The 25,556-nt window shown below is 65.7% G+C and carries 29 protein-coding genes; 15 read left to right on the top strand and 14 right to left on the bottom strand.

From position 1 onward, the window contains the following. Window positions 1–49 precede the first annotated feature (49 nt). The 9 genes from A5625_RS23445 (at window position 50) to A5625_RS23405 (ending at window position 4,736) form a co-directional block, all read left to right on the top strand. A complete protein-coding gene (locus A5625_RS23445) occupies window positions 50–481 on the top strand; it encodes a GvpL/GvpF family gas vesicle protein (RefSeq protein WP_255398026.1) in 432 nt (143 codons plus the stop codon). A 3-nt stretch (window positions 482–484) separates the two neighbouring features. After that, a complete protein-coding gene (locus A5625_RS28665; RefSeq protein ID WP_082984525.1) occupies window positions 485–718 on the top strand; it encodes a gas vesicle protein GvpG in 234 nt (77 codons plus the stop codon). A 34-nt stretch (window positions 719–752) separates the two neighbouring features. Next, window positions 753–1,076, top strand: coding sequence for a gas vesicle protein GvpO (gene gvpO / locus A5625_RS23440; protein ID WP_066999781.1), 324 nt, complete (start codon window positions 753–755; stop codon window positions 1,074–1,076). Further along, window positions 1,073–1,453, top strand: coding sequence for a gas vesicle protein (locus tag A5625_RS23435; RefSeq protein ID WP_066999777.1), 381 nt, complete (start codon window positions 1,073–1,075; stop codon window positions 1,451–1,453). The genes gvpO and A5625_RS23435 overlap by 4 nt, the downstream gene beginning before the upstream one ends. Continuing rightward, window positions 1,443–2,219: a GvpL/GvpF family gas vesicle protein gene (locus A5625_RS23430; RefSeq protein WP_066999773.1), complete on the top strand. Its 777-nt coding sequence runs from the start codon at window positions 1,443–1,445 to the stop codon at window positions 2,217–2,219. The genes A5625_RS23435 and A5625_RS23430 overlap by 11 nt, the downstream gene beginning before the upstream one ends. Then, window positions 2,216–2,422 (top strand): gas vesicle protein, encoded by a 207-nt coding sequence (locus A5625_RS23425; RefSeq protein WP_066999770.1) that lies wholly within the window; start codon window positions 2,216–2,218, stop codon window positions 2,420–2,422. The genes A5625_RS23430 and A5625_RS23425 overlap by 4 nt, the downstream gene beginning before the upstream one ends. A 32-nt stretch (window positions 2,423–2,454) precedes the next feature. Further along, window positions 2,455–2,739 carry a gas vesicle protein K gene (locus tag A5625_RS23420; protein WP_065075588.1) on the top strand — a complete coding sequence of 95 codons (285 nt, stop codon included), beginning with the start codon at window positions 2,455–2,457 and terminating at the stop codon, window positions 2,737–2,739. Window positions 2,740–3,059: 320 nt separating this feature from the next. Continuing rightward, entirely contained in the window at window positions 3,060–3,845 is a 786-nt protein-coding gene (locus A5625_RS23410) for a hypothetical protein (protein WP_066999760.1), read from the top strand. Between the two features lie 156 nt (window positions 3,846–4,001). Next, a complete protein-coding gene (locus tag A5625_RS23405) occupies window positions 4,002–4,736 on the top strand; it encodes a hypothetical protein (protein ID WP_066999757.1) in 735 nt (244 codons plus the stop codon). Window positions 4,737–4,992: 256 nt separating this feature from the next. Here A5625_RS23405 and A5625_RS28660 read toward each other — a convergent pair whose 3' ends face one another. From A5625_RS28660 to A5625_RS23380, 6 genes are all read right to left on the bottom strand, one after another. Then, the gene (locus tag A5625_RS28660; RefSeq protein ID WP_232003796.1) at window positions 4,993–5,373 is read right to left on the bottom strand and encodes a J domain-containing protein; all 381 of its coding nucleotides are present in this window, start codon (window positions 5,371–5,373) and stop codon (window positions 4,993–4,995) included. A 344-nt stretch (window positions 5,374–5,717) separates the two neighbouring features. Beyond that, a complete protein-coding gene (locus tag A5625_RS23400) occupies window positions 5,718–6,005 on the bottom strand; it encodes a GlsB/YeaQ/YmgE family stress response membrane protein (protein ID WP_066999754.1) in 288 nt (95 codons plus the stop codon). Window positions 6,006–6,150: 145 nt separating this feature from the next. Beyond that, window positions 6,151–7,392: a formate-dependent phosphoribosylglycinamide formyltransferase gene (purT, locus tag A5625_RS23395; RefSeq protein ID WP_066999752.1), complete on the bottom strand. Its 1,242-nt coding sequence runs from the start codon at window positions 7,390–7,392 to the stop codon at window positions 6,151–6,153. 39 nt (window positions 7,393–7,431) lie between these two features. Next, window positions 7,432–8,076 carry a PaaI family thioesterase gene (locus A5625_RS23390; protein WP_066999750.1) on the bottom strand — a complete coding sequence of 215 codons (645 nt, stop codon included), beginning with the start codon at window positions 8,074–8,076 and terminating at the stop codon, window positions 7,432–7,434. After that, window positions 8,073–9,371 carry an adenylosuccinate synthase gene (locus A5625_RS23385; protein WP_066999747.1) on the bottom strand — a complete coding sequence of 433 codons (1,299 nt, stop codon included), beginning with the start codon at window positions 9,369–9,371 and terminating at the stop codon, window positions 8,073–8,075. Before A5625_RS23385 ends, A5625_RS23390 begins: the two co-directional genes overlap by 4 nt. A 200-nt stretch (window positions 9,372–9,571) precedes the next feature. Continuing rightward, complete coding sequence (locus tag A5625_RS23380; RefSeq protein ID WP_066999743.1) at window positions 9,572–10,507, bottom strand: histidine phosphatase family protein; 936 nt, start codon at window positions 10,505–10,507, stop codon at window positions 9,572–9,574. Window positions 10,508–10,882: 375 nt separating this feature from the next. Here A5625_RS23380 and A5625_RS23375 point away from each other — a divergent pair, with 375 nt between their 5' ends. The 3 genes from A5625_RS23375 to A5625_RS23365 are packed head-to-tail and all read left to right on the top strand — an operon-like array spanning window position 10,883 to window position 13,202. Then, window positions 10,883–11,473, top strand: coding sequence for a peptidase M50 (locus tag A5625_RS23375; RefSeq protein ID WP_232003798.1), 591 nt, complete (start codon window positions 10,883–10,885; stop codon window positions 11,471–11,473). A gap of 9 nt (window positions 11,474–11,482) precedes the next feature. Continuing rightward, entirely contained in the window at window positions 11,483–12,265 is a 783-nt protein-coding gene (locus A5625_RS23370; protein WP_066999739.1) for a site-2 protease family protein, read from the top strand. Window positions 12,266–12,305: 40 nt separating this feature from the next. Beyond that, window positions 12,306–13,202: a cation diffusion facilitator family transporter gene (locus A5625_RS23365; RefSeq protein ID WP_066999737.1), complete on the top strand. Its 897-nt coding sequence runs from the start codon at window positions 12,306–12,308 to the stop codon at window positions 13,200–13,202. A 4-nt stretch (window positions 13,203–13,206) separates the two neighbouring features. On the opposite strand, the gene A5625_RS23360 is transcribed toward A5625_RS23365, so the two are convergent. Beyond that, the gene (locus tag A5625_RS23360) at window positions 13,207–13,620 is read right to left on the bottom strand and encodes a DUF3151 domain-containing protein (protein WP_066999794.1); all 414 of its coding nucleotides are present in this window, start codon (window positions 13,618–13,620) and stop codon (window positions 13,207–13,209) included. 123 nt (window positions 13,621–13,743) lie between these two features. On the opposite strand from A5625_RS23360, the gene A5625_RS23355 reads away from it, so the two are divergent. Then, a complete protein-coding gene (locus A5625_RS23355) occupies window positions 13,744–14,610 on the top strand; it encodes a hypothetical protein (protein WP_066999735.1) in 867 nt (288 codons plus the stop codon). Here the strand turns inward: A5625_RS23355 and fbaA are convergent. After that, complete coding sequence (gene fbaA, locus A5625_RS23350; protein ID WP_066999734.1) at window positions 14,607–15,644, bottom strand: class II fructose-bisphosphate aldolase; 1,038 nt, start codon at window positions 15,642–15,644, stop codon at window positions 14,607–14,609. The genes A5625_RS23355 and fbaA overlap by 4 nt on opposite strands. Before the next feature lie 141 nt (window positions 15,645–15,785). On the opposite strand from fbaA, the gene A5625_RS23345 reads away from it, so the two are divergent. Continuing rightward, on the top strand, window positions 15,786–16,478 hold the full coding sequence (locus tag A5625_RS23345; protein WP_066999732.1) for a DedA family protein: 693 nt from the start codon (window positions 15,786–15,788) through the stop codon (window positions 16,476–16,478). 21 nt (window positions 16,479–16,499) lie between these two features. Here A5625_RS23345 and A5625_RS30580 read toward each other — a convergent pair whose 3' ends face one another. From A5625_RS30580 to A5625_RS23325, 4 genes are all read right to left on the bottom strand, one after another. Then, window positions 16,500–17,852 carry a 3-oxoacid CoA-transferase gene (locus A5625_RS30580; RefSeq protein ID WP_082984524.1) on the bottom strand — a complete coding sequence of 451 codons (1,353 nt, stop codon included), beginning with the start codon at window positions 17,850–17,852 and terminating at the stop codon, window positions 16,500–16,502. Further along, window positions 17,849–18,982 (bottom strand): glycoside hydrolase family 76 protein, encoded by a 1,134-nt coding sequence (locus A5625_RS23335; protein ID WP_066999730.1) that lies wholly within the window; start codon window positions 18,980–18,982, stop codon window positions 17,849–17,851. The genes A5625_RS30580 and A5625_RS23335 overlap by 4 nt, the downstream gene beginning before the upstream one ends. 92 nt (window positions 18,983–19,074) lie before the next feature. Next, window positions 19,075–19,374 carry a hypothetical protein gene (locus tag A5625_RS23330; protein WP_066999725.1) on the bottom strand — a complete coding sequence of 100 codons (300 nt, stop codon included), beginning with the start codon at window positions 19,372–19,374 and terminating at the stop codon, window positions 19,075–19,077. Between the two features lie 203 nt (window positions 19,375–19,577). Beyond that, window positions 19,578–22,211: a LuxR family transcriptional regulator gene (locus A5625_RS23325; RefSeq protein ID WP_066999788.1), complete on the bottom strand. Its 2,634-nt coding sequence runs from the start codon at window positions 22,209–22,211 to the stop codon at window positions 19,578–19,580. A 142-nt stretch (window positions 22,212–22,353) separates the two neighbouring features. On the opposite strand from A5625_RS23325, the gene A5625_RS23320 reads away from it, so the two are divergent. Next, window positions 22,354–23,601 carry a cytochrome P450 gene (locus A5625_RS23320; protein WP_066999722.1) on the top strand — a complete coding sequence of 416 codons (1,248 nt, stop codon included), beginning with the start codon at window positions 22,354–22,356 and terminating at the stop codon, window positions 23,599–23,601. Window positions 23,602–23,742: 141 nt separating this feature from the next. Here the strand turns inward: A5625_RS23320 and A5625_RS23315 are convergent, their stop codons facing one another. Both A5625_RS23315 and A5625_RS23310 read right to left on the bottom strand, forming a co-directional pair. After that, the gene (locus A5625_RS23315) at window positions 23,743–24,390 is read right to left on the bottom strand and encodes an RNA methyltransferase (RefSeq protein ID WP_066999718.1); all 648 of its coding nucleotides are present in this window, start codon (window positions 24,388–24,390) and stop codon (window positions 23,743–23,745) included. Beyond that, complete coding sequence (locus A5625_RS23310; protein WP_066999714.1) at window positions 24,387–25,292, bottom strand: hypothetical protein; 906 nt, start codon at window positions 25,290–25,292, stop codon at window positions 24,387–24,389. The genes A5625_RS23315 and A5625_RS23310 overlap by 4 nt, the downstream gene beginning before the upstream one ends. Window positions 25,293–25,556: the final 264 nt, after the last annotated feature.

The following is a 25,556-nucleotide window of genomic DNA, read 5'->3' as shown; positions in this document are numbered from 1 at the left end:
TGAGTTGCTGCGCGACCACCATGATGAGTTCGCGCAAACGCACTGAGCCCTGAAGGGCCGCGCTGAATACATCGTCAAGGGCCGCTACAACGAGAAGGCGATACTGGGTGAGGTGTTGTCCGAGAACACACAAGCCCAGGCGCTGCGCGAGGATATTCGCAACAAACCCGAAGATGCGTCGCGCGATTCGCAAATGGCACTCGGTGAAATCATTTCCAATGCCATCGAAGCCAAACGCCAGGCGGATACCCACGCGGTCGTCAACGCACTCGAGGATGTAGCCAGTCTCGTCAACGTCCGGCCACCGACGCACGAATATGACGCGGTTCATGTTGCGATGCTTGCCGAGACGGATCGGCAGTCTGACGTCGAGCAGGCATTAAACCAACTGCGTGAAAACTGGGGTGACCGAATGCAATTGCGCCTGCTTGGCCCACTCGCGGCTTATGACTTCGTCGTCGCTGGTGCACCGGGGGGCTGACAGATGGGGTTCTTCTCCGCGATCGTACTCAGCCCGCTCGCACCGGCACGCGCCGTAATTTGGCTTGGTGAAGTCATCCAGCGGCAGGTTGAACAGCAGTTACATGATCCTGCAACTACCCGTCGACAGCTGGAGGCGCTCCAGGAAGCGCGCGAGCGCGGTGAGATCACTGCGGAACAGGAACGGCAAGCCCAGCAGCAGATACTCCAGGCCAGAATGGCCCCCAGAAGCCGTTAAAACCATACGGCTTCTTGAGGATCGGTGAAGAGCAATGGCTGAAGGCAACGGCCGCCGAAGTTCCGAGGAGATTGGCGTGCCACCACCACTGACGGCGCGGGAGGCGGCTGACCTTGCGCGTGAGTACATCACCGACATGACCGAATTGGAACCGGTGATGATGGTCTCGCTCGCGCCGACCGAGGACGGTGGCTGGTTGATAGAGGTGGAAGCCGTTGAGGCCCGTCGGGTTCCGTCGTCCTCGGACATCCTCGCTCTCTATGAGGTCCTACTCGACTCCGACGGAGAACTGCTGTCATACCGCAGGACTCGTCGCTACCTACGCGGCCGGACCACGGAAGGGGCTAGTCAGTTATGACGTTTCCCGACGATGACTTCTCCCCTGTTCCGCGCAGTTACGGCGGCGGCATGGTGAGCAGTGGGCAATCGACGAACTTGGGCGACATCTTGGAACGGGTGCTTGACAAGGGCCTCGTCATCGCCGGCGACATCAAGGTCAACCTGCTGGATATCGAGCTGCTCACGATCAAGCTACGGCTGGTCATCGCCTCGCTGGAGACGGCAAAAGAAGTCGGCATCGATTGGTGGACGCATGATCCATGGTTGAGCGGCAACAAGTCTGAGCTTCAACTGGAGAACGAGCAGCTGCGCGCCAGGATCGAAAAGCTAGAGCAGCGAAACGGCGAAAGTCGTACGCTCGATGCGCGGTCGGCGGAGCGTGGGGATGTCGACTGACGGTGTGGGGGTATGGGCGTATGCCGTTATCCAGGCTGATTCCGCCGACGATCGCGTCGCCGGTTTGCAGGGCGTCGCCGGTGAACCAGTCCGCGCGCTAGCGACGGCCAGCTTGGCAGCCGCGGTTGGGACGGTCAGGCTGGGTGAGTTCGGTGAGGAAGCCCTACGCCGAAATTTGGAAGACCTCGACTGGCTGGCCGCCAAAGCCCGTGCACACGATGGCGTGATCTCGGCGATCGCGCGGTCGGGACCGGTGATACCGGTCCGAATGGCGACCCTGTACCTGAATGACTCGCGGGTTGAGCAGCTCCTCCAGGATCGGCGCGACGACTTCCATGCGGCACTGAACTTGGTAACCGGTCGAGACGAGCTGGGCGTAAAGGCCTACGCCGACCCCAAGAAGCTCGCGGGACAAGATCCACAGGACCCCGGAAGCCGATCCGGAACCGCCTACCTGTTACGGCGGCGACGCGAGATCGCCTCGCAGGAACAGGCATATCGCGTCGCCGCCGCGGCGGCGGAACGAATCCACGCGGCGCTGCTGGCTCATGCCGTCGACGGGAAGCGCAAACCCGCCAGTGACCGGAGTCTCTCTGGGCGAGACGCGTGGACGGTGTTGAACGGAACGTATTTGGTGGACAGCAGCAGCGTCGCTGACTTCAGGGCGGCGGTCGCAGCCGTAGCCGAACAGTCACCGGGTATCGAGCTGGAAATCACCGGTCCATGGCCGCCATACTCGTTCGCAGGTGATGTGGTGACGTCGTGAGTGAAATCGTTCCGGCCGACAACGACCGGCGTATCGCTTTGGTGGATCTGCTTGACCGCGTGCTTGCCGGCGGGGTGGTGATCACCGGTGACATCACTTTGTCTATAGCCGACGTCGACATGGTGACTATCTCGCTGCGCACGCTGATTTCGTCTGTCGGGTCGTTGCTCGCACTCGACGGTGATTCCGGAGGCACCCCGTGACCGATGCGGAGCACAACGTAAACCCCGTTGATGTGCCCACGCCGCGACAGCGCATCAACTCCGACCCGGCGACGGTCGAGCGCGGATTGGTGAGCCTGGTGCTGACACTGGTCGAGTTGCTTCGGCAGCTGATGGAACGTCAGGCAATTCGACGGGTTGACCGTGGCGATCTGACGGATGAACAGATCGAGCGCATAGGCACAACGCTGATGCTGTTGGAAGAGAAAATGGCCGAGCTCCGTGATCATTTCGACCTCACGGCCGAAGATCTGAACATCGACCTCGGGCCACTGGGGCCTCTCTTGTCCACCGACTGATGGTGAGTGGCAGCATCGGGACTTCTTCTCAATCGTCTTTGCGAGCTCGCTGACCAGATGCCTGAGTTAGGCCGGCATGAGCCGGCGGGACGCGCCATGTCGCCAGCTTCAGGACGGGAATGCCAAGCGGGAGAAGGACCCTCGGCAGCGACAAGCAGACCGAGCCCGTCGACTGTGAGATCCGTAGCACCGCGCCGAGTAGCTTCCGGCATGGGCCACCCACGTGCCTGCCCTGCTCGAATTTTGTTACGAACCAGGCGTTCTTGCCGTTTAAGTCCATCCGGACAGGGCATTCATTGATCAACTCGAGGGAGGCGGCCATGTCGAAATTTCGCAGCACCGTCGAGGGACTGAAAGCCCCGATCAAAGCAGTTGGCGACGCCGTGAGCGGCCCTTTCGATGCGCTGCAGAAGCCTTTCGGGGCGCTGCAGAAGGAGGCCAAGCTCGGCCCCGTGCTGCACGCCGAGGTGCTCGCCGCGCTGAAGAAGGTGCAGAGCAAGAACCCGGACCTGAAGAAGGTGCTCGATGAGTCGGCCGGCTTCGCGGTCGTGCCCTCGATCGGCCGGGCGTCGCTCGTTCTCGGCAGCGCGTTTGGGATCGGCGAAGTTTTCAAGAGGGAACGCGTCATTGGGTACGCCGCCATCTTCGAACTGACGATCGGTGTTCAGCTCGGCGGGACGACATTTCACGAGCTTGTCGTCTTTCACGACGAGGACGCACTCAAGAACTTCAAACAGGGCAAGTACGCCTTCGCGTCCGACGCGAGCGTGGCGTTTGTCAAGGCCGCAGCGCAGGGCTCGAAGGGCTTTGGTGCGAGTTCGTCCACCTACGTGTTCGATGACGGAGGCATGCTCCTCGACCTCGCGATCGGCGGGCAGAAGTTTATCTTCAAGCCGGCCGCGCTCGGCCGGTCAAGGACCGCCAAGGGTGCGCTCGAAGGAGGCACCACTCACGCCTGGCCGCGCGAAGACGACACCGAACTTACCGAACGCGTGGTGTCGCATCACCGGAGCTGGAAGATCCCCGCCGCGCTTGCCGTGGCTGCAGCTACCGCTGTCGGCGCTGTGATGACGTGGGCTCACCACTCCCACCGAATAAAGCAATGAGGCACATGTCAAAGATGGTCGTTTACAACCGGTCACACAGGCAATCCTCAAGATACGGGTGATCCTCAAATGGCCTGAGGACTTTACCTACAACAGAGTCTAAGAGGCAGGGCAAAGCCGAAATGGACAAGTAAATCCAGATGCAGGAGGGCGGCCATGTCGAAATTTCGCAGCATCGTCGACGGACTGAAAGCCCCGATCAAAAAGGTCGGCGAAGCCGTAGGCGGCGACCCGTTCGAGGCGCTGCAGAAGGAGGCCAAGCTCGGCCCCGTACTGCACGCCGAGGTGCTCGCCGCGCTGAAGCAGATTCAGAACAAGCACCCCGACCTGAATAAGGTGCTGGATGAGTCGGCCGGCTTCGCTGTCGTGCCCGAGATCGGGCGGGCGTCGCTAGTCCTCGGCGGCGCGTATGGGCTCGGTGAAGTATTCGAGGGAGACAGCGTGACCGGATATGCCGCCATCGTCGAGCTGACGATCGGGGTTCAGGTCGGCGGGACGACCTTCCACGAGCTCGTCGTCTTCCACGACGAGGGTGCACTCAAGAACTTCAAACAGGGCAAGTACGCCTTCGCGGCCGACGCGGCGGTGGAAATCGTCAAGGCCGGAGCGCAGGCATCGAAGGGCTTCGGTGCAAGTACGTCCATCTACGTGTTCGACGACGGAGGCATGCTCCTCGACCTGGCTATCGGCGGGCAGAAATTCATCTTCAAGCCGGCGGCGCTCGGCCGGACGAGGACAACTGAGGGTGCGCTCGAAGGAGACGACGCCGCCGAGTCGGGCCCGCAGCCGCAGGGCGAACAGGGGCCCGCCGAAACCGCGCAGGGCAAGCAGGCGCCGAGCCCCGACGGGGAAGGCAAGCCGCAGAGTGAGCAGGAGCGCGCCGAGACTTGAGCGAGCGTCGCGGCAATCGCACCTGCCTTTGACGGGTGCACCGACTCTTAGGCCTTGCAACGGTTTTCGCGACGTCGGAAGTTCATCTTCAGCGCTTCAGGAGGACACCAAGCAACCCCCAGCAGTGCAGGCGATCGCCTTCGCCGCGGTCCGCTGTCCGGCTCACCGGTTTGCGCTTTCCAGAATCCCAGCCATCGCCGATCCGGCCAGAGCAAGCCCCGGACGCGATTCGACTTGCGTTGTGTCGGTGACTATCTCACTCGGAAAGCCAGTTCGCCCGGAAGCTAACCGTCACTCCCACCACGCCCAGGCCGTCAACCCAATTCAGGTTGTTTCTCGGATTCCCTGGTGTTTCGGAAGCAGAGGGACTGCGCGTGGCTGCGCGGTAGCGGCGGTAGCGATCGTAGCGAGTGGCCGCGCGGTCGTAGCGCGCCCGGCGCTCAGGATCGCGCAGCACTGCGTAAGCCGCTAGAACCTGCCGTAGTCGGTCATCCAATTGCGGATTCGACTGCGGTGTGGCTCTAGTGTCGGGGTGAAGGGTGCGCACCTGACGGCGGTAGGCGCGGGTGATCTCGTCAGCGGTCGCCGTTGGTGCTAATCCCAGCACGGCGTAGGGGTCACCCAGCCGAGTAGCCATTGGTTGCCTCGCATTCAGCCGTTGGTTCCCCAAGCAGACGGGCATAAGTCGCATACCCCGCGCACTGGTTCTTAAACACATGTCGATCCCAGCAACCGTCAGCTGGTAGCGCTGAAGTGGCGCGTCTTGAATTAATCATCTCGGCGGGGCGCTGCATTGCCATCCATCCCATCCGTTTTGCGCCGAGCCACGGATCGCACAACCGTCATACGGATCGCGATCCAAGGCGATCAGTTAACGATCGTCAGTACTCCGAGGTGTTCACCAGCAGATCGAGCGCAACGGGGCAGCGGATAGCAGGCGAGCCCGGCTGACACGTCAGCCGGGCTCGTGAAGGGCGACCGTCAACGTCTGAGGATGCCGGACCGCCTTCGCCCGAATGCCGCGGCAACGATGGCAACACCAACGGCCGCAACGATGACCTGAACCAGTAGCTCCATCCAATCAATACCTTCGGTGTCGGTCGGAATGCCCATTGCGCGAGCCAACGCCGTGCCGGCGAACGCAGCACCAATGCCGACGAGAATGGTCAGCCAAATGGGGATGTGTTGCTTGCCTGGAACAACAAGTCGTCCAAGCGCGCCGATTACCAGGCCGATAACGATTGCGCTGAGGATTCCGTGAATTGCCATACCTTCCCTCCCACCGAGACATCCGAGATGCCAATCAAATACCCGCGAGAGCGGCAAATAAACGTACGTCGAACGAGGTCCCGCACGCCCGCTGCAGCCAGGAAGCCGTCGGTGCGCTTCCCAAAGAGCTTGGGACTCAGCCGAGTTAGTCCCGGGCGCCGAGCCGGCTGGCGACCTGTCCGGCGCGCTCGCGTGCGATCACCACCTCCGGCGCGGTCGCCAGTGCCCGGTAAATGCGCCCCGCCGCGTATAGGTCGCTCTCGGGCACGCTCAGCGCGCCGCTCAGCGCGGCGGGGTCATGGGAATCGACCGGGGCTACCGCGCGAGCGGCGGCCGGCGACACCATCATGGTGTCCACCGGCAGCCCGAGGATGGTGCGGGCCTGGAGTTCGAACGCCGAAAGCCGCTGACTGCGCAGCGTCACCCAGGCGCTGTCACCCGGGTGCGACGTGACGTCGGCGAAATACACCTCGTCGCCATTGACCATCAGTTCGACCGCAAAGACGCCACGCCCGCCCAACGCCTTGACGATCCGCGCGGCGATCGACTTCGCGGCGTCTGTCGCGGCGTCGCTCAGCTTCTGCGGTTGCCAGGATTCCAGCACCCGCCCGGCGGAGCCGCGATGACCGATGGGCGAGCAGAATTCGATGACCGGTCCCTTCGGACCGTCGCTGCGCACCGCCAGCAGCGTGACGCAAAACTCGACCTCGACCACGGTTTCGGCCAGCACCCGGGGCTGCTCGGGCCCGGTATCCACGGCGCGCTGCCAGGCCGGCCCGAGGTCTTCTCGCCGTGCCGCCACCGACTGCCGCGGGCCGGCCGGCCCGGCAACCGGCTTGACCAGCAGCGGATATCCGGCGTGCGCGCCCACCGCCTCGAGTTCGCCGAGCGACCCGGCGAACCAGAACGGCGCGGTGGGCAACCCCAACTCGTCGGCGGCCAGCCGGCGCAGGCCCTCGCGGTCGGTGCTGAACCGCACGGCCCGCGCGCTGGGCACCAGCTCGGTGTGATTGCCGCCGGATCCGGTGGCCACGGCATCGAGCGCCCCGGCCGCGACGGTGTCCGTCGCCGTCACCACGAAGTCGGGCCGCAGCCGCTGAAGCGCCGCGGACAGCTCGCCGGCGTCGGTCAACGGAAGCACCATCGCCTGATCCGCCACGCCATGCGCGGGCGCGTGCGGGTGCTGGTCGACGGCGATCACCCGAGCGCCCAGACGCCCCAGGGCGATGGCCAGCTCCCGGCTGACGTCGCCGGCACCCAGCAGCACCACGGTCGGCCTGCCGTCCACGGGAGCGGCCGGCTGGGCCTCGGCGCGCGCGGGAGGTTGCTGGGGTACGACGAGCGCCGTCGTCTCGTCGTCCCGTCCATCGGTGGGGCCGTCAGTCACCGCTCAAGGATAGGTCGGTTACCGCGGTGAACGGCCGAGCTAGGGCTGGCCTGGGAGTAACTGCACCATCAGGCCGTTGGCCTCGGCCAGCAACGCGCCGTCGGCGTCGACCAATTCCGCGGACACGAACGCCTTGCGCCCCTCGGTGCCGGTGACCCGTCCGCGTACCACCAACGGCGCATCGATCGGGGTGACCTTGCGGTAGTCGACGTGCAGGAACGCCGTCCGGCTGATCGGGCGCGACGAGGCGTGCGACACCATCCCGAACATGTGGTCAAACAACAGCGGCAGCACCCCGCCGTGCACCGCGTGGTTGCCGCCAACGTGAAACCGGGTGAACTGGCCCTGCATTTCGCAGCCGTCGGGCTCGTAGCGAGTCAACGTCCACGGCGGCAGCAGCAGGCTGCCCATGCCCGGCAGGTCGGGTGTCCGCCCCGCGGGCGCCCTGCCCTCGTCGGCCTGAAACGGGCCCAGCAGCTCGGTCAGCGCCGCGACCCGATCGGCCGCATCGTCCCACACCTCGTCGTCGGGGTCGGCCGACACGGCGAGATCCTGCAGCCGGCGCATGGCCGCCACGAATCGTCCGAAACCAGGGCCGGGACTGGCCACCCCGTATTCGGGAAATCCGCCGTGGTGTTCGTATTCGGGGTCGAGGTCTTTGGGATCCTGGGCGGCTTCCGTCACGGGCGCGCTGCCAGAACGTCACGACGAACGATGGTCTGTTCGCGTCCTGGCCCCACGCCGATGCATGAAACATGTGCTCCGGCAAGCTCTTCCAGCCGCAGCACGTAGTCGCGTGCCTTGGCGGGCAGGTCGTCGAATTCTCGCGCGTGCGAGATGTCCTCCCACCAACCCGGCAACTCTTCGTAGATCGGTTCGGCGCGGGCCAGGTCGCTTTGCGTCATCGGCATCTCGTGAATGCGCGCACCGTCGATCTGGTAGCCCACGCACACCGGGACCGTTTCCAGGCTGGAGAGCACATCGAGCTTGGTGATGAAGTAGTCGGTGATGCCGTTGACCCGAGTGGCATAGCGGGCGATTACGGCGTCGAACCAGCCGCAGCGCCGGCGCCGCCCGGTGGTGACGCCGAATTCGCCGCCGGTCTTGGACAGGTATTCGCCGTTCTCGTCGAACAATTCGGTGGGGAACGGACCCGAGCCGACCCGAGTGGTGTAGGCCTTGAGGATCCCCAGCACCGCGGTGATGCGGGTGGGGCCGATACCCGAGCCCACGGCCGCACCGCCCGCCGTCGGATTCGACGACGTCACATAGGGATAGGTGCCGTGGTCGACGTCGAGCAGGGTCCCTTGCGAACCTTCCAGCAGCACGGCTTCGCCGGCCTCCAGCGCGGTATTGAGCAGCAGTCGGGTGTCGGCAATGCGATGCCGGAAGCCCTCGGCTTGCTCCAGCAGGGCCTCGACCACCTGGTGCGGATCCAGCGCCTTGCGGTTGTAGATCTTGACCAGGATCTGGTTTTTCAGTTCTAGTGCGGCTTCCACCTTGTGCGTCAGCACTTCTCGGTCCAGCACGTCGGCGACCCGGATCCCGATGCGCGCGATCTTGTCCTGGTAACACGGACCGATGCCGCGCCCGGTGGTGCCGATCTTCTTGTTCCCCATGTAGCGCTCGGTGACCTTGTCGGTGGCCACGTGGTAAGGCAACAGCAGGTGCGCATCGGCGGAGATCAGCAGCCTGGAGGTGTCGACGCCGCGGTCTTCGAGACCCTTGAGCTCGTCCAACAGCACCCCGGGGTCGACCACCACACCGTTGCCGATGACGTTGGTAACGCCCGGCGTGAGCACCCCGGACGGGATCAGGTGCAGCGCGAAGTTCTCGCCGGTGGGCAAAACGACGGTGTGCCCGGCGTTGTTTCCGCCCTGATAACGCACCACCCACTGGACCCGCCCACCAAGCAGGTCAGTGGCCTTACCTTTGCCCTCGTCGCCCCATTGGGCGCCGATGAGGACGATTGCCGGCATGACACGCTCCAACCTGATCTCGCCTGCGTATTGTGGTCCAGCCGGTGACCCACCCTAGCCTGGCGACCGTGCAGGCCGCCGATAGCCAGCTGGGAGCCGGGCAAATCAGCTTAAGCCAGGACGTGGCCAGACCGACGTGACAGAGCCGGTGAAGTGTCGCCAGCGGTCGCGGCGGCCGGCGGCCGTCGGGAACGGCGGCCTCACCCGTATGGCGCTGCGACTGGAGCGCTTGCCGACGACGGCGGCTTTTCCGCGCATACCCCGGTCCTGGTGGACGGGTCCAACATGAGGCACAGGCCGTTGCCGCCCCGGCCCTTCTTCGGGCCCGACCAACCGGGATGCACCGGTTTCCCGTTCCAGCTGATCAGCGTCCAGCCATCGCGGGGGCTGCCCTGGATCACGACGATGCCCGTATTGGGCAGCGGGTCGAAAAGCAGCAGCAACGGATCGGGATTTCTGACGCTCATCATCGTCCCGACGCCGATGGCGAATTCGCTGGAGAAGGCCACCTCGGTGATCCTGCCGGTCGCGGCGCGGACCGGGTTGGCAAGGGCACTGGCGTACATCGTCTGGAGCACGTCATTAAAACGCCCGACGTTGGTGGCGGCATTGCCGTACACGGTGTCGAGCGCGCCGCTGAAACGCCTGCGAAACTCGAACCCGTTGGCGTCGGTGGAGCCGGGAGCCAGCATCGGTACGATCCGTAGCCCGAGCATCCATGCGACCGGAGCCAGCAGGTAGGCCAGCCCAGCGAGGCTGACCTGCGGCTGACCATTGAAAACTCCGGCGTCGATCTCGTTGAGCCCCGGCAACACCTGCACATTCATCCCCAATGCCGAAGCCAACGGCGCCGCGGTCTGCTGGGTCCTGATCAGCTGCGACGCGAAGATCGCGGCGACCGGACCCTTCGCCGCGAGAACCCCAGCGACGGTCTGCGCCTGTTGCTGACCGAGCGCGGTGAGCGAGGCCCCGGGCGGCGCCGTGTCGATCAGGCTCGCCGCGTTGGCGGTCGACTGCCCGTGCCGCACCAGGTCGATCACGATCGATTCGTCCGCTGAGGCTGTCGCAGATGCACTGCACAGCAGGACAATCGAAAGCAGCAAGGCACCAACGGGGCACAGCGGCTTCGTCAACAACGGACGCGCGTGGGGCCGGCACCCGACACGAGCAATGCGATTCGCGCGGTTGACAAGATGGCGGTAAGTCGGCGAATGGTAGTTCTCCGTTCCCTCAACCACTCGTGGCGGGATTCCGCGCAACGTCAGCCCTGTGGCAGGAGTAAAGTATCCGGTTGTTTACCGATAGCGTTGCAACAACTTTCATAGTCGACACCATGTTGTGACCGTGTCGTTATGGCAAAATCTTTCGGCGTCGCGGTTCATGTCCGGCCAGAGATGTTGGAAGACAACGGCATTAGGTGCTTCTTGATTGGATAGATTGTGACGCAAGGAGATCGGGCCGCCGCGGTTCTTCTGTTCGACCAACGGCGCACCTACCGACCGTTGCGGGGCATGCAAACCCACCGGGTCGTCGGTGAAACCGATATCGATGCCGCGGTCGGGCAGTACCGACGGCTGGTCGTGGTGGGCGCCGACGCCGAGCTGGCCACGGTGCTGTCCCGGCTGCTGCGCGCCGAGCGGCTCGACGTCGAGGTGGCTTACGTGCCCCGCCGCCGCACCCGGGCAACCCGGAACTACCGGCTGCCGAGTGGAAGCCGGGCGGCGCGGCGGGCCAGACGTGGTTCGGCGCGCCGGGTGACGCTGATCCGCGACGAGACCGGGTCAGCGGTGGTCGGGCGGGCCCGCTGGCTGCCGCCGGATGGCGAGCGGTTCGTCCACGGCGAGGCGGTGGTCGACGACACCACGCTGTTCGACGGCGACGCCGCCGGCGTGCTGATCGAGCCGATGCCGGCCATGCCGGGCCTGCGGGCGGCGGTCGAACGCGGTGGGCTCGGCCGGCTCTGGCACCGCTGGGTAACCGGCCGCGCCGCACAACTGGGCAGCACGGGGGTCGCCGTGGTGCGTGACGGCGTCGCCGCGCCCCGCGCCGCCCGGCGATCGGCGTTCTACCGCAACATCGAAGGCTGGCTGCTGGTCCGATAGTTTCGACCGGTGAGCTTCCGCGCCCCCCAGCATGAATCGGTACGGCCCAGCCCTATCTTTCTGGGTCTGCTCGCGTTGACCGGCGTCGGCGGCGCACTGGCCTGGTCGGCCGGGAACAGCACCCGGCCGCTGGCCTACGCGGGGGTGTTCATTTTCGTCATCGCCGGCTGGCTGGTGTCGCTGTGCCTGCACGAATTCGGGCACGCGGTGACCGCCTGGCGGTTCGGCGACCACGATGCCGCCGTGCGCGGGTACCTGACGCTGGATCCGCGCCGCTACAGCCATCCCGCGCTCTCGCTGCTGCTGCCGATGGTGATCATCCTGCTGGGCGGGATCGGCTTGCCCGGCGCGGCGGTCTATGTGCGGACCTGGTTCATGACGCCCGCCCGTCGCACCCTGGTCAGCCTGGCGGGCGCGGCGGCCAACCTGGTGCTGGCGGTGCTGCTGCTGGCACTGACCCGGTTGTTCTTCGACCCGGCGCACGTGGTGCTGTGGTCCGGTGTGGCGTTTCTGGCGTTCCTTCAGCTCACCGCCGTGTTGCTGAACCTGCTGCCCATCCCGGGCCTGGACGGATACGACGCCCTGGAACCGCATCTGAGTCGTGATACCCAGCGCGCGCTGGCGCCGGCTAAGCAGTGGGGCTTTGTCATCCTGCTGTTCCTGCTGCTGGCACCGGTGCTCAACCAGTGGTTCTTCGGGATCGTGTTGTCGTTGTTCGACTTGTCCGGGGTGCCCAACGTGTTGGTGGGCTGGGGCAACGCGCTGACCCGCTTCTGGAGTCGCTGGTTCTGAAGCCTTGCCATATATGCGTCATTGTGCATATATTTCGCTGATGGGCGCCGGCCACGACCACACCCCTGCCGATTCGAACGAGGCTCGGCTGATCCCGCGGATGATCATGGCCGCGGCGATTCTGGCGGCGTTTTTTGTGGTGGAACTGGCCACCTCGCTGCTGATCAACTCGATAGCGCTGCTGGCTGACGCCGGCCACATGCTGACCGACGTCGTCGCCGTGTTCATGGGGCTCGCCGCCGTCACACTGGCCCGCCGCGGCAGCTCGTCGCCGGCCCGCACGTACGGCTGGCATCGCGCCGAGGTGTTCACCGCCGTCGCCAACGCGGGTCTGCTGATCGGCGTGGCGGTGTTCATCCTCTACGAGGCAATCCAGCGACTGCGCGAAGCTCCCGTCGTCCCCGGCGTGCCGATGATCGTGGTCGCGCTGGCCGGGCTGGCCGCGAACTTTGTCGTCGCGCTGCTGCTGCGTTCGCATTCGTCGGGCAGCCTGGCGGTCAAGGGCGCCTACATGGAGGTCATCGCCGACACCGTGGGCAGCCTGGGTGTACTGATCGCCGGTGTGGTCACCGTGACGACGCACTGGCCATACGCCGACGTGGTGGTGGCCGTGCTGGTCGCCCTGTGGGTGCTGCCCCGGGCCGTTTCACTGGCCCGCGACGCGCTGCGGATCCTGTCCGAATCGTCGCCGAGCCATATCGACGTCGAGGAACTGCGCGCCGCCCTCGCCGCCGTCGACGGGGTGAGAGACGTGCACGACCTGCACGTCTGGACGCTGTCGCCCGGCAAAGACATGTGCACTGCACACCTGATCAGCGCCGGCGACTCCACCCGGGTGCTGCACGATGCGCGTGCGGTGTTGTCGGCCCGCGGACTCGAGCACGCTACCGTCCAGATCGACTGCCCCGACGACGAAGATTGTTCGGATAGCTTTTAAAGCCTTAGAGCCCAAGCGCTTTGCGCGCCTCGGGGTCGCAATCGTCGAGCAGATCCAGGCAACGCGAGTACTCGTCGGCTTCGCCGATCGTGTCGGCGGCGCGCGCCAGCGCCGCCACACACCGCAGGAAGCCGCGGTTGGGTTCGTGCGAGTAGGGCACCGGCCCGAACCCCTTCCAGCCGTTTCTGCGCAGCTGGTCGAGGCCGCGGTGGTAGCCGGTACGGGCATAGGCGTAGGCGGTGATGGCCTGGTCGTCGGCCAGCGCCTGCTCGGCCAGCGCCGCCCAGGCCACCGACGCCGTCGGATGCGCGGCGGCGACGATGCCCGGGGTCTCGCCGGCCAGCAGTTCCGCCTCGGCATCGGCATCTCCGGGCAGCAGGATCGGGTCGGGCCCGAGAAGATCTCCCATCGGCGTCATGGCTCTATTCTGCAGCTCGCTCGTGTTGCCCGCGTGACGCACCTCGACCATCACCCCGAGCCGGGGTATCGGTCGCTAAGCTCTGCAACTACCCCACTCGACAGCGGGAGGACAGTAGTACTCATGCCCAACCCATCCGAACCCGGCCGCGGCGGGACGCCGAAACGGCCCGGGTTCGACCCACGCGAGTCTCGCACCGAACCGAGCGACGAGTGGGGGGCCGAGTCCGGCTTCGAAACCGGAGAAGACGCCACCGAGAGCGTCCCCCTGGTCCCCAGCGACTCCGAAACCGAGACCGTGGTGATCAACAAACCCGATCCGCAGAGCGGTCCGCAAGAGGTACCGGACGGGCCGCAGCGCGAACGTCGCTTCACCGCGCCGGGTTTCGACGCCAAAGAAACCGCCATCATCTCCACCACCCCGGAGCCCGCCACCGAGGTCTTCGCGACGCCACCGGAGGGCACCACGCAGTTCGGGGTGCCACCCAAATCCGCTGTCCCACAATCCATCCCGCCGCGACTTGGCGCGAAGCTGCGCAACTCCAGACAGTTCAACTGGGGCTGGATACTGGCACTGGTGGTGATCGTGCTGGCGCTGGCCGCGATCGCGATCCTGGGCACGGTGCTGCTCACCCGGGGCAAACACACCAGCGTGTCGCCGGAAGACCAGGTTCGGCACACCATCCAGAACTTCGACGTCGCGGTCCAGCGGGGCGATCTGACCACGCTGCGCACCATCACCTGCGGCACCACCCGCGACGGCTATGCCGATTACGACGAGCACGCATGGGACGAGACCTACCGTCGGGTCTCAGCGGCCAAGCAGTATCCGGTGATCGCCAGCATCGATCAGGTGGTGGTGAACGGCCAGCATGCCGAGGCGAACGTCACCACGTTCATGGCCTATGACCCGCAGGTGCGCTCCACCCGCAGCCTGGATCTGCAGTACCGCGACGATCAGTGGAAGGTTTGCCAGTCCGCCAGCGGCTAGCCGGCGCCGAGTGACTGTCCGGCGCAATGCAGGTCGGTGCAGGCCCGGACCACCCGTTCGGACATCGACGCCTCGGCCTTCTTGAGATAGCTGCGCGGGTCGTAGACCTTTTTGACCCCGACTTCGCCGTCGACCTTGAGCACGCCGTCGTAATTGCTGAACATGTGGCCGGCGATCGGGCGGGTGAACGCGTACTGGGTGTCGGTGTCGACGTTCATCTTCACCACGCCGTAGCCCAGCGCCTCCTCGATCTCCGAGGTGAGCGAACCGGAACCGCCGTGGAAGACGAAATCGAACGGTTTGGCCTGCTCGGGCAGGCCCAGCTTGGCCGCCGCCACCTTCTGACCCTGGGCCAAAATGTCGGGGCGCAGCTTGACGTTGCCGGGCTTGTAGACGCCGTGGACATTGCCGAAGGTGGCGGCCAGCAGATACTTGCCGTGTTCGCCGTGGCCCAGGGCGTCAATGGTTTTCTCGAAGTCGTCCGGCGTGGTGTAGAGCTTGTCGTTGATCTCATGGGCGACGCCGTCCTCTTCGCCGCCCACCACGCCGATCTCGATCTCGAGGATGATCTTGGCGGCCGCCGCCTCCTTGAGCAGTTCCTGCGCGATCGTCAGATTCTCGTCGATCGGCACCGCCGAACCGTCCCACATGTGGGACCCGAACAGCGGATCCCGGCCCGCGGCCACCCGTTCGGCCGAGATCGCCAGCAGCGGGCGGACGTAGCTGTCCAGCTTGTCCTTGGGGCAATGGTCGGTGTGTAGCGCAACGTTGATCGGGTATCTGTCCGCAATGCAGCCGGTGAACTCGGCGAGTGCGACCGCACCGGTCACCATGTCCTTGACGCCCAGCCCGGACGCGAATTCAGCACCGCCGGTAGAGAATTGGATGATGCCGTCGCTGCCCGCATCGGCGAAGCCTTTGATGGCGGCGTTCACCGTCTCCGACGAGGTGCAGTTGATCGCCGGAAACGCATACGAGTGCTCCTTGGCGCGTCGCAGCATCTCGGCGTAGACCTCGGGCGTGGCGATGGGCATCAGACACCTCCTGATCGCTGCTCCTACCCAACCACGGATGCGTGGTTGGCAGCTACTCGGCGAAGTACCTGACGGCGCGGCGCGCAGGTTAGTGCGGGCTTGGTGCGGACCAGAGTCATTTCGCCGGTATGTTGAGGAATCATGAGCACCGCCGTGACGGCCTTGCCCGACATCTTCGACCCGATGTATTGGTTGGGCGCCAACGGCGTCTTCGGGTCCGCGGTGCTGCCCGGGATCCTGATCATCGTCTTCATCGAGACCGGGCTGCTGTTCCCTCTGTTGCCAGGTGAGTCGCTGCTGTTCACCGGTGGCCTGCTGGCCGCCCACCCGAATCCACCGGCCAGCATCTGGGTGTTGGCCCCCGCCGTCGCCACCGTGGCGATCCTCGGTGATCAGACCGGGTATTTCATCGGCCGGCGGATCGGCCCGGCGCTGTTCAAGAAGGAAGATTCGCGGTTCTTCAAGAAGCACCACGTGACCGAGTCACACGCCTTCTTCGAGAAGTACGGGCCCTGGGCGATAATCCTGGCCCGGTTCGCGCCGTTCATCCGGACGTTCACACCGGTGGTCGCCGGGGTGTCCTACATGCGCTACCCGCTGTTCCTGGGATTCGACATCGTCGGCGGCATCCTCTGGGGTGGCGGTGTGACGCTGGCGGGCTACTTCCTGGGCAACGTGCCGTTTGTGCACCACAACCTGCAGAAAATCCTGCTGGCCATCCTGGTCGTCTCGCTGATGCCGGCGTTCATCGCGGCCTGGCGCAGCTATCGGGGTCGGCGGCGCCCGGCGCAGTCAGACCGCCGCGAATCGGAACGGCTGCCCGCAGCCGAGTAGCCGGCCACGGTCGACGCCGGGTCAGACCGCGACTTTGAAGTCGCAGCCGGTCTTCGCGCGGACCTCCTCGACCGTCACACCCGGGTGCAATTCGGTGAGCACCAGCCCCTGTCCCGGCTCGACGTCGAAGACACACAGGTTGGTGATGATCATGTCGACAACGCTCTTGCCGGTGAGGGGCAGCGTGCACTGGCTGAGGATTTTCGGGCTGCCATCTTTCGCGGTGTGGTCCATCAGCACGATCACCCGCTTGACGCCCGACACCAGATCCATTGCGCCGCCCGGCCCCTTGACCATCTTGCCCGGCACCATCCAGTTGGCCAGGTCGCCGTTCTCGGCGACCTCGAGGGCGCCCAGGATGGACAGGTCGATGTGGCCCCCGCGGATCATCGCGAAGGAATCGGCGCTGCTGAAGAAGCTGGAGCCAGGCAGGCTGGTGATGGTCTGCTTGCCCGCGTTGACCAGGTCGGGGTCCACTTTGTCCTCGCTGGGGTACGCCCCGATGCCGAGTAAGCCGTTCTCGGATTGCAGCGTGACCTTGATGCCGTCCGGGATGAAGTTGGCCACCAGCGTCGGAATGCCGATACCCAGATTGACGTAATAGCCGTCGCGCAATTCCTGCGCGGCGCGCTGGGCCATCCGCTCGCGGATGGGGCTGTCGTTCTTCAATGCGGCACCGCCGCTGGTGGTGCGGAACTCGATACGTTTCTCGTAGCCGGTGCCCTCGATAATGCGGTCCACGTAGATGCCGGGAGTGTGGATCTGGTCGGGGTCCAGCTCGCCGACCTCGACCAGCTCTTCCACCTCGGCCACGGTGACTGCGCCGCAGGTGGCGATCATGGGATTGAAATTGCGTGCGGTCTTGCGGTAGATCAGGTTGCCGGCGGTGTCGCCCTTCCATGCTTTGACGATCGCCAGGTCGGCCCGAATGCCTTCTTCCAGAACGTATTCGGTGCCGTCGAAGACCCTGGTGTCCTTTCCTTCGGCAAGGTTGGTGCCGAAGGCCGTGCGGGTGTAGAAGCCCGGAATGCCGGCGCCGCCGGCGCGCAACTTCTCCGCGAGCGTGCCCTGCGGCGTCAGCGCCAGGTCCAGCTCACCGGCCAGGACCTGGCGTTCGAACTCCTTGTTCTCGCCGACATAGGAGGCGATCACCTTCTTCACCTGCCGCCCCTTGAGCAGCAGTCCCATGCCGAAATCGTCTACGCCGGCGTTGTTTCCGACGATGGTGAGGTCTGTGATACCGCTGTCGACCAGAGCCTGGATCAGTTTCTCCGGGATGCCGCACAGGCCGAAGCCGCCCGCGGCGATGGTCATCCCGTCCTTCAGCAGACCGTGCAGAGCCGACTCTGCGTCGTGGTGGACCTTATTGCTCACGGGGTGCTCCTGTTCTTCGACTCGGCGGAGACGTTACAGGCGGCCTCCATCAGCATCCACCCCGACAGCTGCACCGACAGATCCCGTTCGGGGACCTCGGAAGCCATCACCGCTCCCTGGACGAACTGCGCCTCTTTGCCGCCCGCGGTGGGCAGCTGGGCGTCCCGGTCCCAGAACGGCCCGAACACCGGCAGCCCGTCCACCGTTTGCCGGTTGTCCCACGCCGATTTCGCGCTGGCCAACACGATCTTGCGGGCGGTGTCGCGGGCCAACACGTCGTCGGCCGCGTCGCCGGGCAGCGTGGTGGCCACCAGCGCCAGGTACCGGGCGGTGACACCGGCGAACAGGCCGCCGTCCCCGCCGCCGGCGCCGGCCAGCACGCCCGCCGGTGCCATGTGTTTGTGCACGGCCGCGACCAACCGGTGCACCCGGGCGGCGTGGCGCTGCCTGATCTCGGCACCGGTGCGTGCGGCGAGTTCGGTCTCCAGCCCGAGCACCACGCCCTGGCAGTAGGTGTACTGCGCGCGCACCAGCGACCCGGCTTTGATGCCGTCGAACACCAGGTGCGTCTCGGGGTCGATCAACGTCTGGTCGATCCAATTGCCTATCTGCTCAGCACGTTTCAGATGGTTCCCATAGCGCGCGAGGAAAATCCCGGCGGGGCCGTTGGCCGGGGCGTTGAAGAACTGGTCCTGCTTGCGCCACGGGATGCCGCCGCCGTCTTCGGGCGCCCAGGCCCTGACGAACTGGCCGGCCAACTTCGGTAACGCGCGCCGACGCTCGATCCCGGCGATCCGGGCGGCACGTTCCAGCGCCAGCGCCAGCCAGGCCATGTCGTCGTAGTAACTGTTGATCCACGAGAAGTTGTTGCGCAGCCGGTGCGAGCGAACCTGACGGTTGATCTCGACATGCCGGTGCGGCTGCGGATCGCGTTGCTGGGCGTCGACCAGACAATCCAGCAGATGCGCTTGCCACCAATAGTGCCAGGTGCCGAACAATCGCTCCCGCCGCGCCGGCGGCCAGGCCACCACCCCCAGCTGAGTCGCGGGCACCCCCCACAGTCGTTTCAGGTGTCGTTGTGTGACAGCGGCTTCGGAGCTGGCCGCCCGGTTGACCCATAGCTGGTCCATGCCTGCAGATCCTGCCCTACCGGGCAGCGTTGATGTTGCGGTGTGGGGCTATCCAGGCGCAGACGGCGATCTGGGCGCGACGGGCTCAGCTGCTAGAGGCGCTCCATCTCGCGCGCCATGCAGGCGTTCTCCAGAAACACGTAGTGCTTCGGATAAACGCGGCGGGTCGGGCGGACGCGCGGCGTCGATGGCACGAACGCGCGGTGCACGGCCGCGACCACGACGCGGGTCGCACCGATCCACCGGGGCCGGTGCGGAACCGTCGCACGGCCGCCCAGAACTGCCGCCGTGCCGAGCGCAATCTGGTGCTCGGTGATCAGCACGGTTTCCGGCGATACCAGTTTCTCTTGGGCCTCATCGAGGGTTATGAGACCAATGTCTTCGTTGAACATTTCAACCCTCCATCGGTGAGAATCGCTACTGGAATCGTCGATCGCGGTCCATCGGTCGATGTCAGTGACGCACTACTGATATTTCGCGGCGCTGCGGCTGGTACCACGTAGAGGCGGTTCAGTAGCCGGGCCACGACCGGAGGAGGCGGCGACGGACTGATCAGCCGCGAAAACATCTGGCTGGATACCGCCGCGGTGTCCGATCAGTTGAGTTGACGCGAGCCGTTGTCCCTGTGTAGTTCCCGGCGCCGGGGTATTAGCGCCGCGAGTTCGTCACGGCAGGTCGTCCCGGTTTTGGCCATCGCCTTATAGATGTGGCTTTCGACGGTTCGAACCGATAACGTCAGCCGTGATGCAATGTCCTTGTTGGACAGCCCTTCCCCGATGAGCATCACGATCTCTCGTTCGCGGTCGGTCAGCGGCAATCGCTCGACAGCCTTGCGCAGGGCGGGTGTGCTGGCGCCGCCGCATTGCTCGGCCAACGCTTCGGCCCTTGTCGAGCATCTCAAAGCCGACCCGCGCAGGTTCTGCTGCCGGTAGGCGGTGGCCGCGTGCGCCGCCGCGTCGACCGCACCGATGAGGTCTCCCATCTCCTCGAATTGCTCTGAAACCCTGAGGAGTTCGGCGCCATCGCCGGCATTCAGCGCTTCAGCCAACGCTGCGGCGACGCCGGCGCGGGGCCCTTCCACGAGCGCTTCGAGCTCGCGCAATCGAGGCCCGCAGCTCCGCTCACCGAACTGGGTGGCTGTCTGTAAACACATCACTTCGGGGGCGAATTGGCCATTGGCCCTTGTTGATTCGGCCGCGGCAAGCGAAATCGCGATCGCTTCGGTAACGGCGCCCTGTCCGGCGGCCACCCATGCCGTTGCGATCGCGTACTCGTAGTCGAGGTATCGCCAGCTGGGATGACGCTGCCTTTCGAGTGCGGCGAGCCTGGCGGCCGCCTCATCCGTCGAACCGCGCATCGCCAGCGCCGTGGCCAGCGACATATGACATCGATAGCCCCACCCGTTGGCGCCGCCTGAATGTTCTCCGGTTTCTACGGACTCGGCCAGCAGCGAGACGGCGGAGTCGAGCCGCCCGGCGCCAAGGGCCGCTCGACCCACTGCGACAGTTCCAACCTGAAAGAACTGGAAGGCCCGGAATTCGATCTGGCGTTGTCGAATGGTCTGCGCCGGCGCATCGGCCTCGGCGATCTGGCCGGCTAACAGCAGCGCCCCGATGTGGGCGTCCGTGATGATCACGAACGAGCGCATCGGAACGGGGTAGCCGGCCTTCGCCGCCGCCACGGCTTCGTCGACACGTCCGACTTCTCCGAGCGCAAGTGCGATGGCCCAGGCGGACACTCGCTGTGCGACGAGGTCGGGTAACTCGTTCCAGACGAACTTGGCTGCTGACTCGATGGCCGCATGCGGCTTGCCCATGGCCGCCCAGTACACCGTCAGAAACGCATCGATACAGCTGCGGGCCTGCGGCCCGGCCGCGCGCGATGCGTCATCGATGAGTGTTTTCGCCCCTTCCGGGTCGGCAAGGGTGAACAGCCGATTGGTCGCACGAAGGAAGGCCACCCGCCCGTGCAGTGTCTCGGCCAGCTGGTCGGCCTGGATGTCGGCGAGCAGCGCGTCGGCTTCCCGGCCACGGCCGGTACACGACAGGGCATAGGCGCGGACCAGCTTTGCGTCCGCGGACCCGGCGGCGAGCATCGCCGCTGTTGCGAGGCGGTCGGCCAGCGGGAATTCCCATAACCAGATCGCGCCGCCGGCCGCCCGCGCAAGCAGGCCTGGATCGGGCTCGAGGTCGGAGTCCAGGCTCAACGTTGCGCGGCGTACCACAACCCGCATGTCGTCGGGGTCAGGTGAGTTGGCGAGTTCGGCGGCGACCAGCCCGCGCAACCGTCGCAGCCGGGTCGGGGCTGCCCGGCTTCGCCGCACCTCACCGTACAGCGGGTGGGCCAACCTGGTCTCCACTCGGCTCGCCGTCTGTTGCAGGCTGATGAGGCCGCGCATGTCGGCTTGCTCGACGGCGCCGGGATCGGTTATCCGGGTGAGCGAACCGAGTTCGATGGGTTCGCCGACGGCCAGGGCGTCGATCACATCGCTGACTGAGCTCGGCAGTCCTCCGATCCGGCCTTCGATCAGTTCGATCAGGCTGGGCGGTAGGACCGGATCACCGACCCAGCACCAATACCCGTCCTGCATCTCGAGCCGCTCATCGGCAACCTCCTGCTCGACGATGTTTCGCAGATAGAGAGCGTTGCCGCGGGTCAACGTCCACAGCCTTTCGGCGGCCTGCCGATCGACAGGACCGCCCAAGGTTGCCGAGACAAGCTCGGCCAGCTCCCCTTTGGACAGCGGTTGCAGGTCGAGGCGGTCGAACTGTCCGCCATTCCACAGCTCCCTGACCCGGTCGGGGACGGGTTCACCTTCGCGGATGGTGAGCACGACCTTGGCCGCGCGACGCTGGATGATCTGATGCACGACAAAGGTCGACAGATCGTCGAGCAGTGCCACATCATCGACACCCAGCACGACCGTCTTGCCCGACGGCGATGAAGTCAACGAGGCGATCGCGCGGCGGAGCAAGTCAAGGGTGTCGTTGACCGCCGGCTCCACCCAGGAAGAGAGTGCTCCCAGCGGAATCGTCCGCGCCGAGGACGTGCCGACTATCCACCGGACTTCGCATCCGTTCGCCGATTCCAGTGCTTCTCGTGCGAGCCGGCTCTTCCCGACACCGGCGGGCCCGCAAACCACGATCCCGGACGACCCCGGGTCGGAAATTGCGTCTTTGATGAGACGCAATTCCTTCGAGCGGCCAGTCAACGGCCACGTCAACCGCACCAAAACAGCTTAAAGCCGGGCAGCCCGGATGGTCAGGCCAAAAGTCAGTATCCGTCTACTGACGCGTCCATCCGGCACCAGAGCAACGATGACGTCGCGACAAACATCAGCGCCTGACCATCTTGTTCCGGGAGGAGTCGTCATGACCGCCGAGGCGATCGCAGTGGATTATTGCCCGAACGTCTTCGACGCGGGGCTGCCCATCTTGGCCTATGAGCATCTGGACGATCCTGAAGAGGCGCACCGCCTCATCGCGGCGGCCCGGGCTCGAGCGCCGATCGCCATCGGCACCCATGGCCCGGAAATCCTGCGTTACGACCTGGTTCGAACCGTGCTGCGCGACCCACGATTCCAGATGCCCAGGGGCATGTTTTTGGCCGCTCAGGGAATCACGTCCGGTCCGGTATGGGACCGCGTCACCGCAACTCTGATCAGTCTCGACGGAGACCAGCACCGCCGGCTGCGGCGGTTGGTATCAAAGTCATTCACGCCGCGGGCCACCGCACGGCTGCGCAGCACGATCATCGACGTCATCGCCGAACTCGTTGAACGCCAGACGGTTCGCGGGCACTGCGATGTGGTCACCGACATCGCCCGTCAATATCCGATTCCGATCATCTGCGCGCTGCTGGGCGCACCGGCCGAGGACTGGGAACTGTTCTCGGCGTGGACCGACGACATCTTCAAGGCCTTCAGCTGGAACGTTGCCCAGGAGACGGACACCATCCTGGCGGCATGGGAGGCTGTCGACCAATACGTGGACGAGATGGTCGCTGACCGCCGCGGCACGCTGACCGACGACCTGATCTCTGAGCTGATCCGCGCCGAGCACGCCGGCGACCACCTCAATGCCGACGAGCTGCGGATGATGGTCGTCGGCCTGCTCATTGCCGGCACGGACACCACTCGCAACCAGCTGGCCGCCTCGGTGCACGTGCTCTGTGATCACCCCGACCAGTGGGCGCTGCTGGGCCGGCGCCCGGAGCTGGCCATCAACGCGGTCGAGGAAACCATGCGCCACTCGCCCATCGCCTGGGGCACCTTGCGCGTCGCCCTCGAGGATGTCGCACTCGAAGGAGTCATGATCCCAGCCGGCACGCTGGTCGTCGCGAACACCGCCTCGGCCAATCGTGATCCGTCCGTCTACGACAACCCCGACCAGCTCGACATCACCCGCGAGAACGCCCCCGCCATGCAGACATTCGGCGCCGGCATGCATTACTGCTTGGGCGCCAACCTGGCCCGGCTCGAGCTCGTCGGGGCTCTGACGGTGATGACCCGGCAGATGCCAAACGCCCGGCGGACCGGACCGGCCCCGTGGAAGCCGCTGACCGCGTTGACCGGACCAACCACGCTGCCCATCGACTTCGATCCGGCGCCGGCGAACTGATTGCCCGGTCGGTGATGTGCGGACCCTCAGCTGACGTTCTAGCCGAGTGTGCGGGTACGGCGTCGGGTGTGAAAACACGGCGGCGACACGCCGACCGGGACCGCCTCTAGTTCACACTCAAAACCCTGAGCGCACAACGGGTCACCAGGCGCGAGACAGGTCGGCGTGCTGCTTGACCCAGGCATGCATGGCGATGCCGGCGGCGACGCCGGCGTTGATGCTGCGCGTCGAGCCGAACTGAGCGATCGACACCGTCAGCCTTGCGCCGGTGCGGATGTCGTCGGTGATGCCCGGCCCCTCCTGACCGAACACCAGCAGACACTCGCGGGGCAGCGCGGTCTCTTCCAGGCGCGTCGCCCCCGGGACATTGTCGACGGCGACGACGGTCAGACCGGCGTCTGTGGCGAAGTCGAGCAGTTCGGCGGTGTTGTCGTGGTGGCACAACCGCTGATAGCGGTCGGTCACCATGGCGCCGCGGCGATTCCAGCGCCGCCGCCCCACGATGTGCACGGTGTGCACGGCGAAGGCGTTGGCGGTGCGCACCACCGAGCCGATGTTGGCGTCATGACCGAAGTTCTCGATCGCCACGTGCAGCGGATGCCGGCGCCGGTCGATGTCGGCGATGATCGCCTCCCGGGTCCAGTACCGGTAGGCGTCGACGACATTGCGAGTGTCGCCCTCGCGCAACAGGACTGGGTCATAGCGCGGGTCGTCGGGCAGCTTGCCCTGCCACGGGCCGACGCCGGCGGGCGGGGTCGCCGCCCATTCGGTGGGCCCGGGTCCGCTCATCGCTGCGTCCACACAGCGGCGTGCGTGCCGTCGATCGCCAGCGTCGCATAGAGCAGCGCGTCGTTGATCTCCCCTTGGGTGCACAGCGACGCGTTGACGTCCACCGCATCCAATGACGCGTCGGGCAGGATCAGCACCGAGGACCCGTACGTCGCGCAGGCCGGGTTCAATCCCGGGGCGGGCAGCGTCGGCGAGGCCAGCAGCATCATCGGGCCGCCGCGCTTGGCCGACTCGTCGCGATAACGGGCCGCGACGGCGGTGGCCTGCAATCCCAGCAGCATGTAGCCGTTGCCGGTGAACGCTCCCGGATCACCCAACTGCATCTTGGTCACTGGGGTGCCGTCGGCCCGCCACGCCGACAGGCTGGCCGTCTTGACCGTCAGCCCGCCGCTGTCGTTGGCGTTGGTGGGCAGCAGCCCCACCGGGAAGGCAACCGGATAGGCCGACGAGCTGTTCGGGATACGGTCGCGCGGTGAGTAACTGTAGACACCGCGCACCTGACTTCGATCCTTAAGCGGCCCAAGGCAAACCGTGCCGGTGAGCCGGTCTCGCGGCGCGGCGAGCGGTGCGGGTATATCGCGCACGCTGGTCTTCGCGTTGTCGCAGCTGCCCAGGCCCGCGGTCTCCATGGGGTGGGCCAGCGCGCCGTAAAGCCCGAACCGGATGTCCTCGGGTTTGGCGTGCGGATCCTTGGCCGAGGCCGGGCTGGCGTCGACGTCGACCAGCACGTAATCGCCGTCCCAGCGCAGATTCGACACCGACATGTTCCAGCCCAGCAGCGCCAGTGATTCGCCGAGCCGCGCGCCCTGGGCGCCGTACGGGCGCACCGGTTGGCTGGAGGACGAGCAGCCGGCCAGACACAGCGCCAAGCAGGCCGCTATCGCAAGGAAAAGGTTGCGCATGATTCAGCGGCTCGAGGTCAAGCCGAGGCACCTGTGCCACGTCCGCCCAACGTGGCACAGCACTCCCCGCCGGAAGGAATGAACGAATTGCCGCAGGCATCCCTGGCGCGGGCGACGTTCGTTGTGCCCACCTCACAGCGACAACAACGTCGTAGTGCACGGCCGCCCGAGTTGTCGCTCAGAGGTGGGCAATTCGTTCATTCCTTCCGGCGGGGAGTGCTGTGCCACGTTGGGCGGACGTGGCACAGGTGCCTCGGCTTGACC

Source organism: Mycobacterium sp. 1465703.0, assembly GCF_001672975.1.
Classification (GTDB): Bacteria; Actinomycetota; Actinomycetes; order Mycobacteriales; family Mycobacteriaceae; genus Mycobacterium.
Note: the sequence above shows the minus strand (reverse complement) of the source record. Positions and strands in the feature narration are given on the sequence as shown.

Coding starts and splice junctions, on each gene's coding strand:
- A5625_RS28665 (WP_082984525.1), top strand. CDS start 485: ATGGGGTTCTTCTCCGCGATCGTACTCAGCCCGCTCGCACCGGCACGC.
- gvpO (WP_066999781.1), top strand. CDS start 753: ATGGCTGAAGGCAACGGCCGCCGAAGTTCCGAGGAGATTGGCGTGCCA.
- A5625_RS23435 (WP_066999777.1), top strand. CDS start 1,073: ATGACGTTTCCCGACGATGACTTCTCCCCTGTTCCGCGCAGTTACGGC.
- A5625_RS23430 (WP_066999773.1), top strand. CDS start 1,443: ATGTCGACTGACGGTGTGGGGGTATGGGCGTATGCCGTTATCCAGGCT.
- A5625_RS23410 (WP_066999760.1), top strand. CDS start 3,060: ATGTCGAAATTTCGCAGCACCGTCGAGGGACTGAAAGCCCCGATCAAA.
- A5625_RS23405 (WP_066999757.1), top strand. CDS start 4,002: ATGTCGAAATTTCGCAGCATCGTCGACGGACTGAAAGCCCCGATCAAA.
- A5625_RS28660 (WP_232003796.1), bottom strand. CDS start 5,373: ATGGCTACTCGGCTGGGTGACCCCTACGCCGTGCTGGGATTAGCACCA.
- A5625_RS23400 (WP_066999754.1), bottom strand. CDS start 6,005: ATGGCAATTCACGGAATCCTCAGCGCAATCGTTATCGGCCTGGTAATC.
- A5625_RS23385 (WP_066999747.1), bottom strand. CDS start 9,371: ATGCCGGCAATCGTCCTCATCGGCGCCCAATGGGGCGACGAGGGCAAA.
- A5625_RS23375 (WP_232003798.1), top strand. CDS start 10,883: ATGCAAACCCACCGGGTCGTCGGTGAAACCGATATCGATGCCGCGGTC.
- A5625_RS23365 (WP_066999737.1), top strand. CDS start 12,306: ATGGGCGCCGGCCACGACCACACCCCTGCCGATTCGAACGAGGCTCGG.
- A5625_RS23360 (WP_066999794.1), bottom strand. CDS start 13,620: ATGACGCCGATGGGAGATCTTCTCGGGCCCGACCCGATCCTGCTGCCC.
- A5625_RS23355 (WP_066999735.1), top strand. CDS start 13,744: ATGCCCAACCCATCCGAACCCGGCCGCGGCGGGACGCCGAAACGGCCC.
- fbaA (WP_066999734.1), bottom strand. CDS start 15,644: ATGCCCATCGCCACGCCCGAGGTCTACGCCGAGATGCTGCGACGCGCC.
- A5625_RS23345 (WP_066999732.1), top strand. CDS start 15,786: ATGAGCACCGCCGTGACGGCCTTGCCCGACATCTTCGACCCGATGTAT.
- A5625_RS23335 (WP_066999730.1), bottom strand. CDS start 18,982: ATGGACCAGCTATGGGTCAACCGGGCGGCCAGCTCCGAAGCCGCTGTC.
- A5625_RS23330 (WP_066999725.1), bottom strand. CDS start 19,374: ATGTTCAACGAAGACATTGGTCTCATAACCCTCGATGAGGCCCAAGAG.
- A5625_RS23320 (WP_066999722.1), top strand. CDS start 22,354: ATGACCGCCGAGGCGATCGCAGTGGATTATTGCCCGAACGTCTTCGAC.
- A5625_RS23315 (WP_066999718.1), bottom strand. CDS start 24,390: ATGAGCGGACCCGGGCCCACCGAATGGGCGGCGACCCCGCCCGCCGGC.
- A5625_RS23310 (WP_066999714.1), bottom strand. CDS start 25,292: ATGCGCAACCTTTTCCTTGCGATAGCGGCCTGCTTGGCGCTGTGTCTG.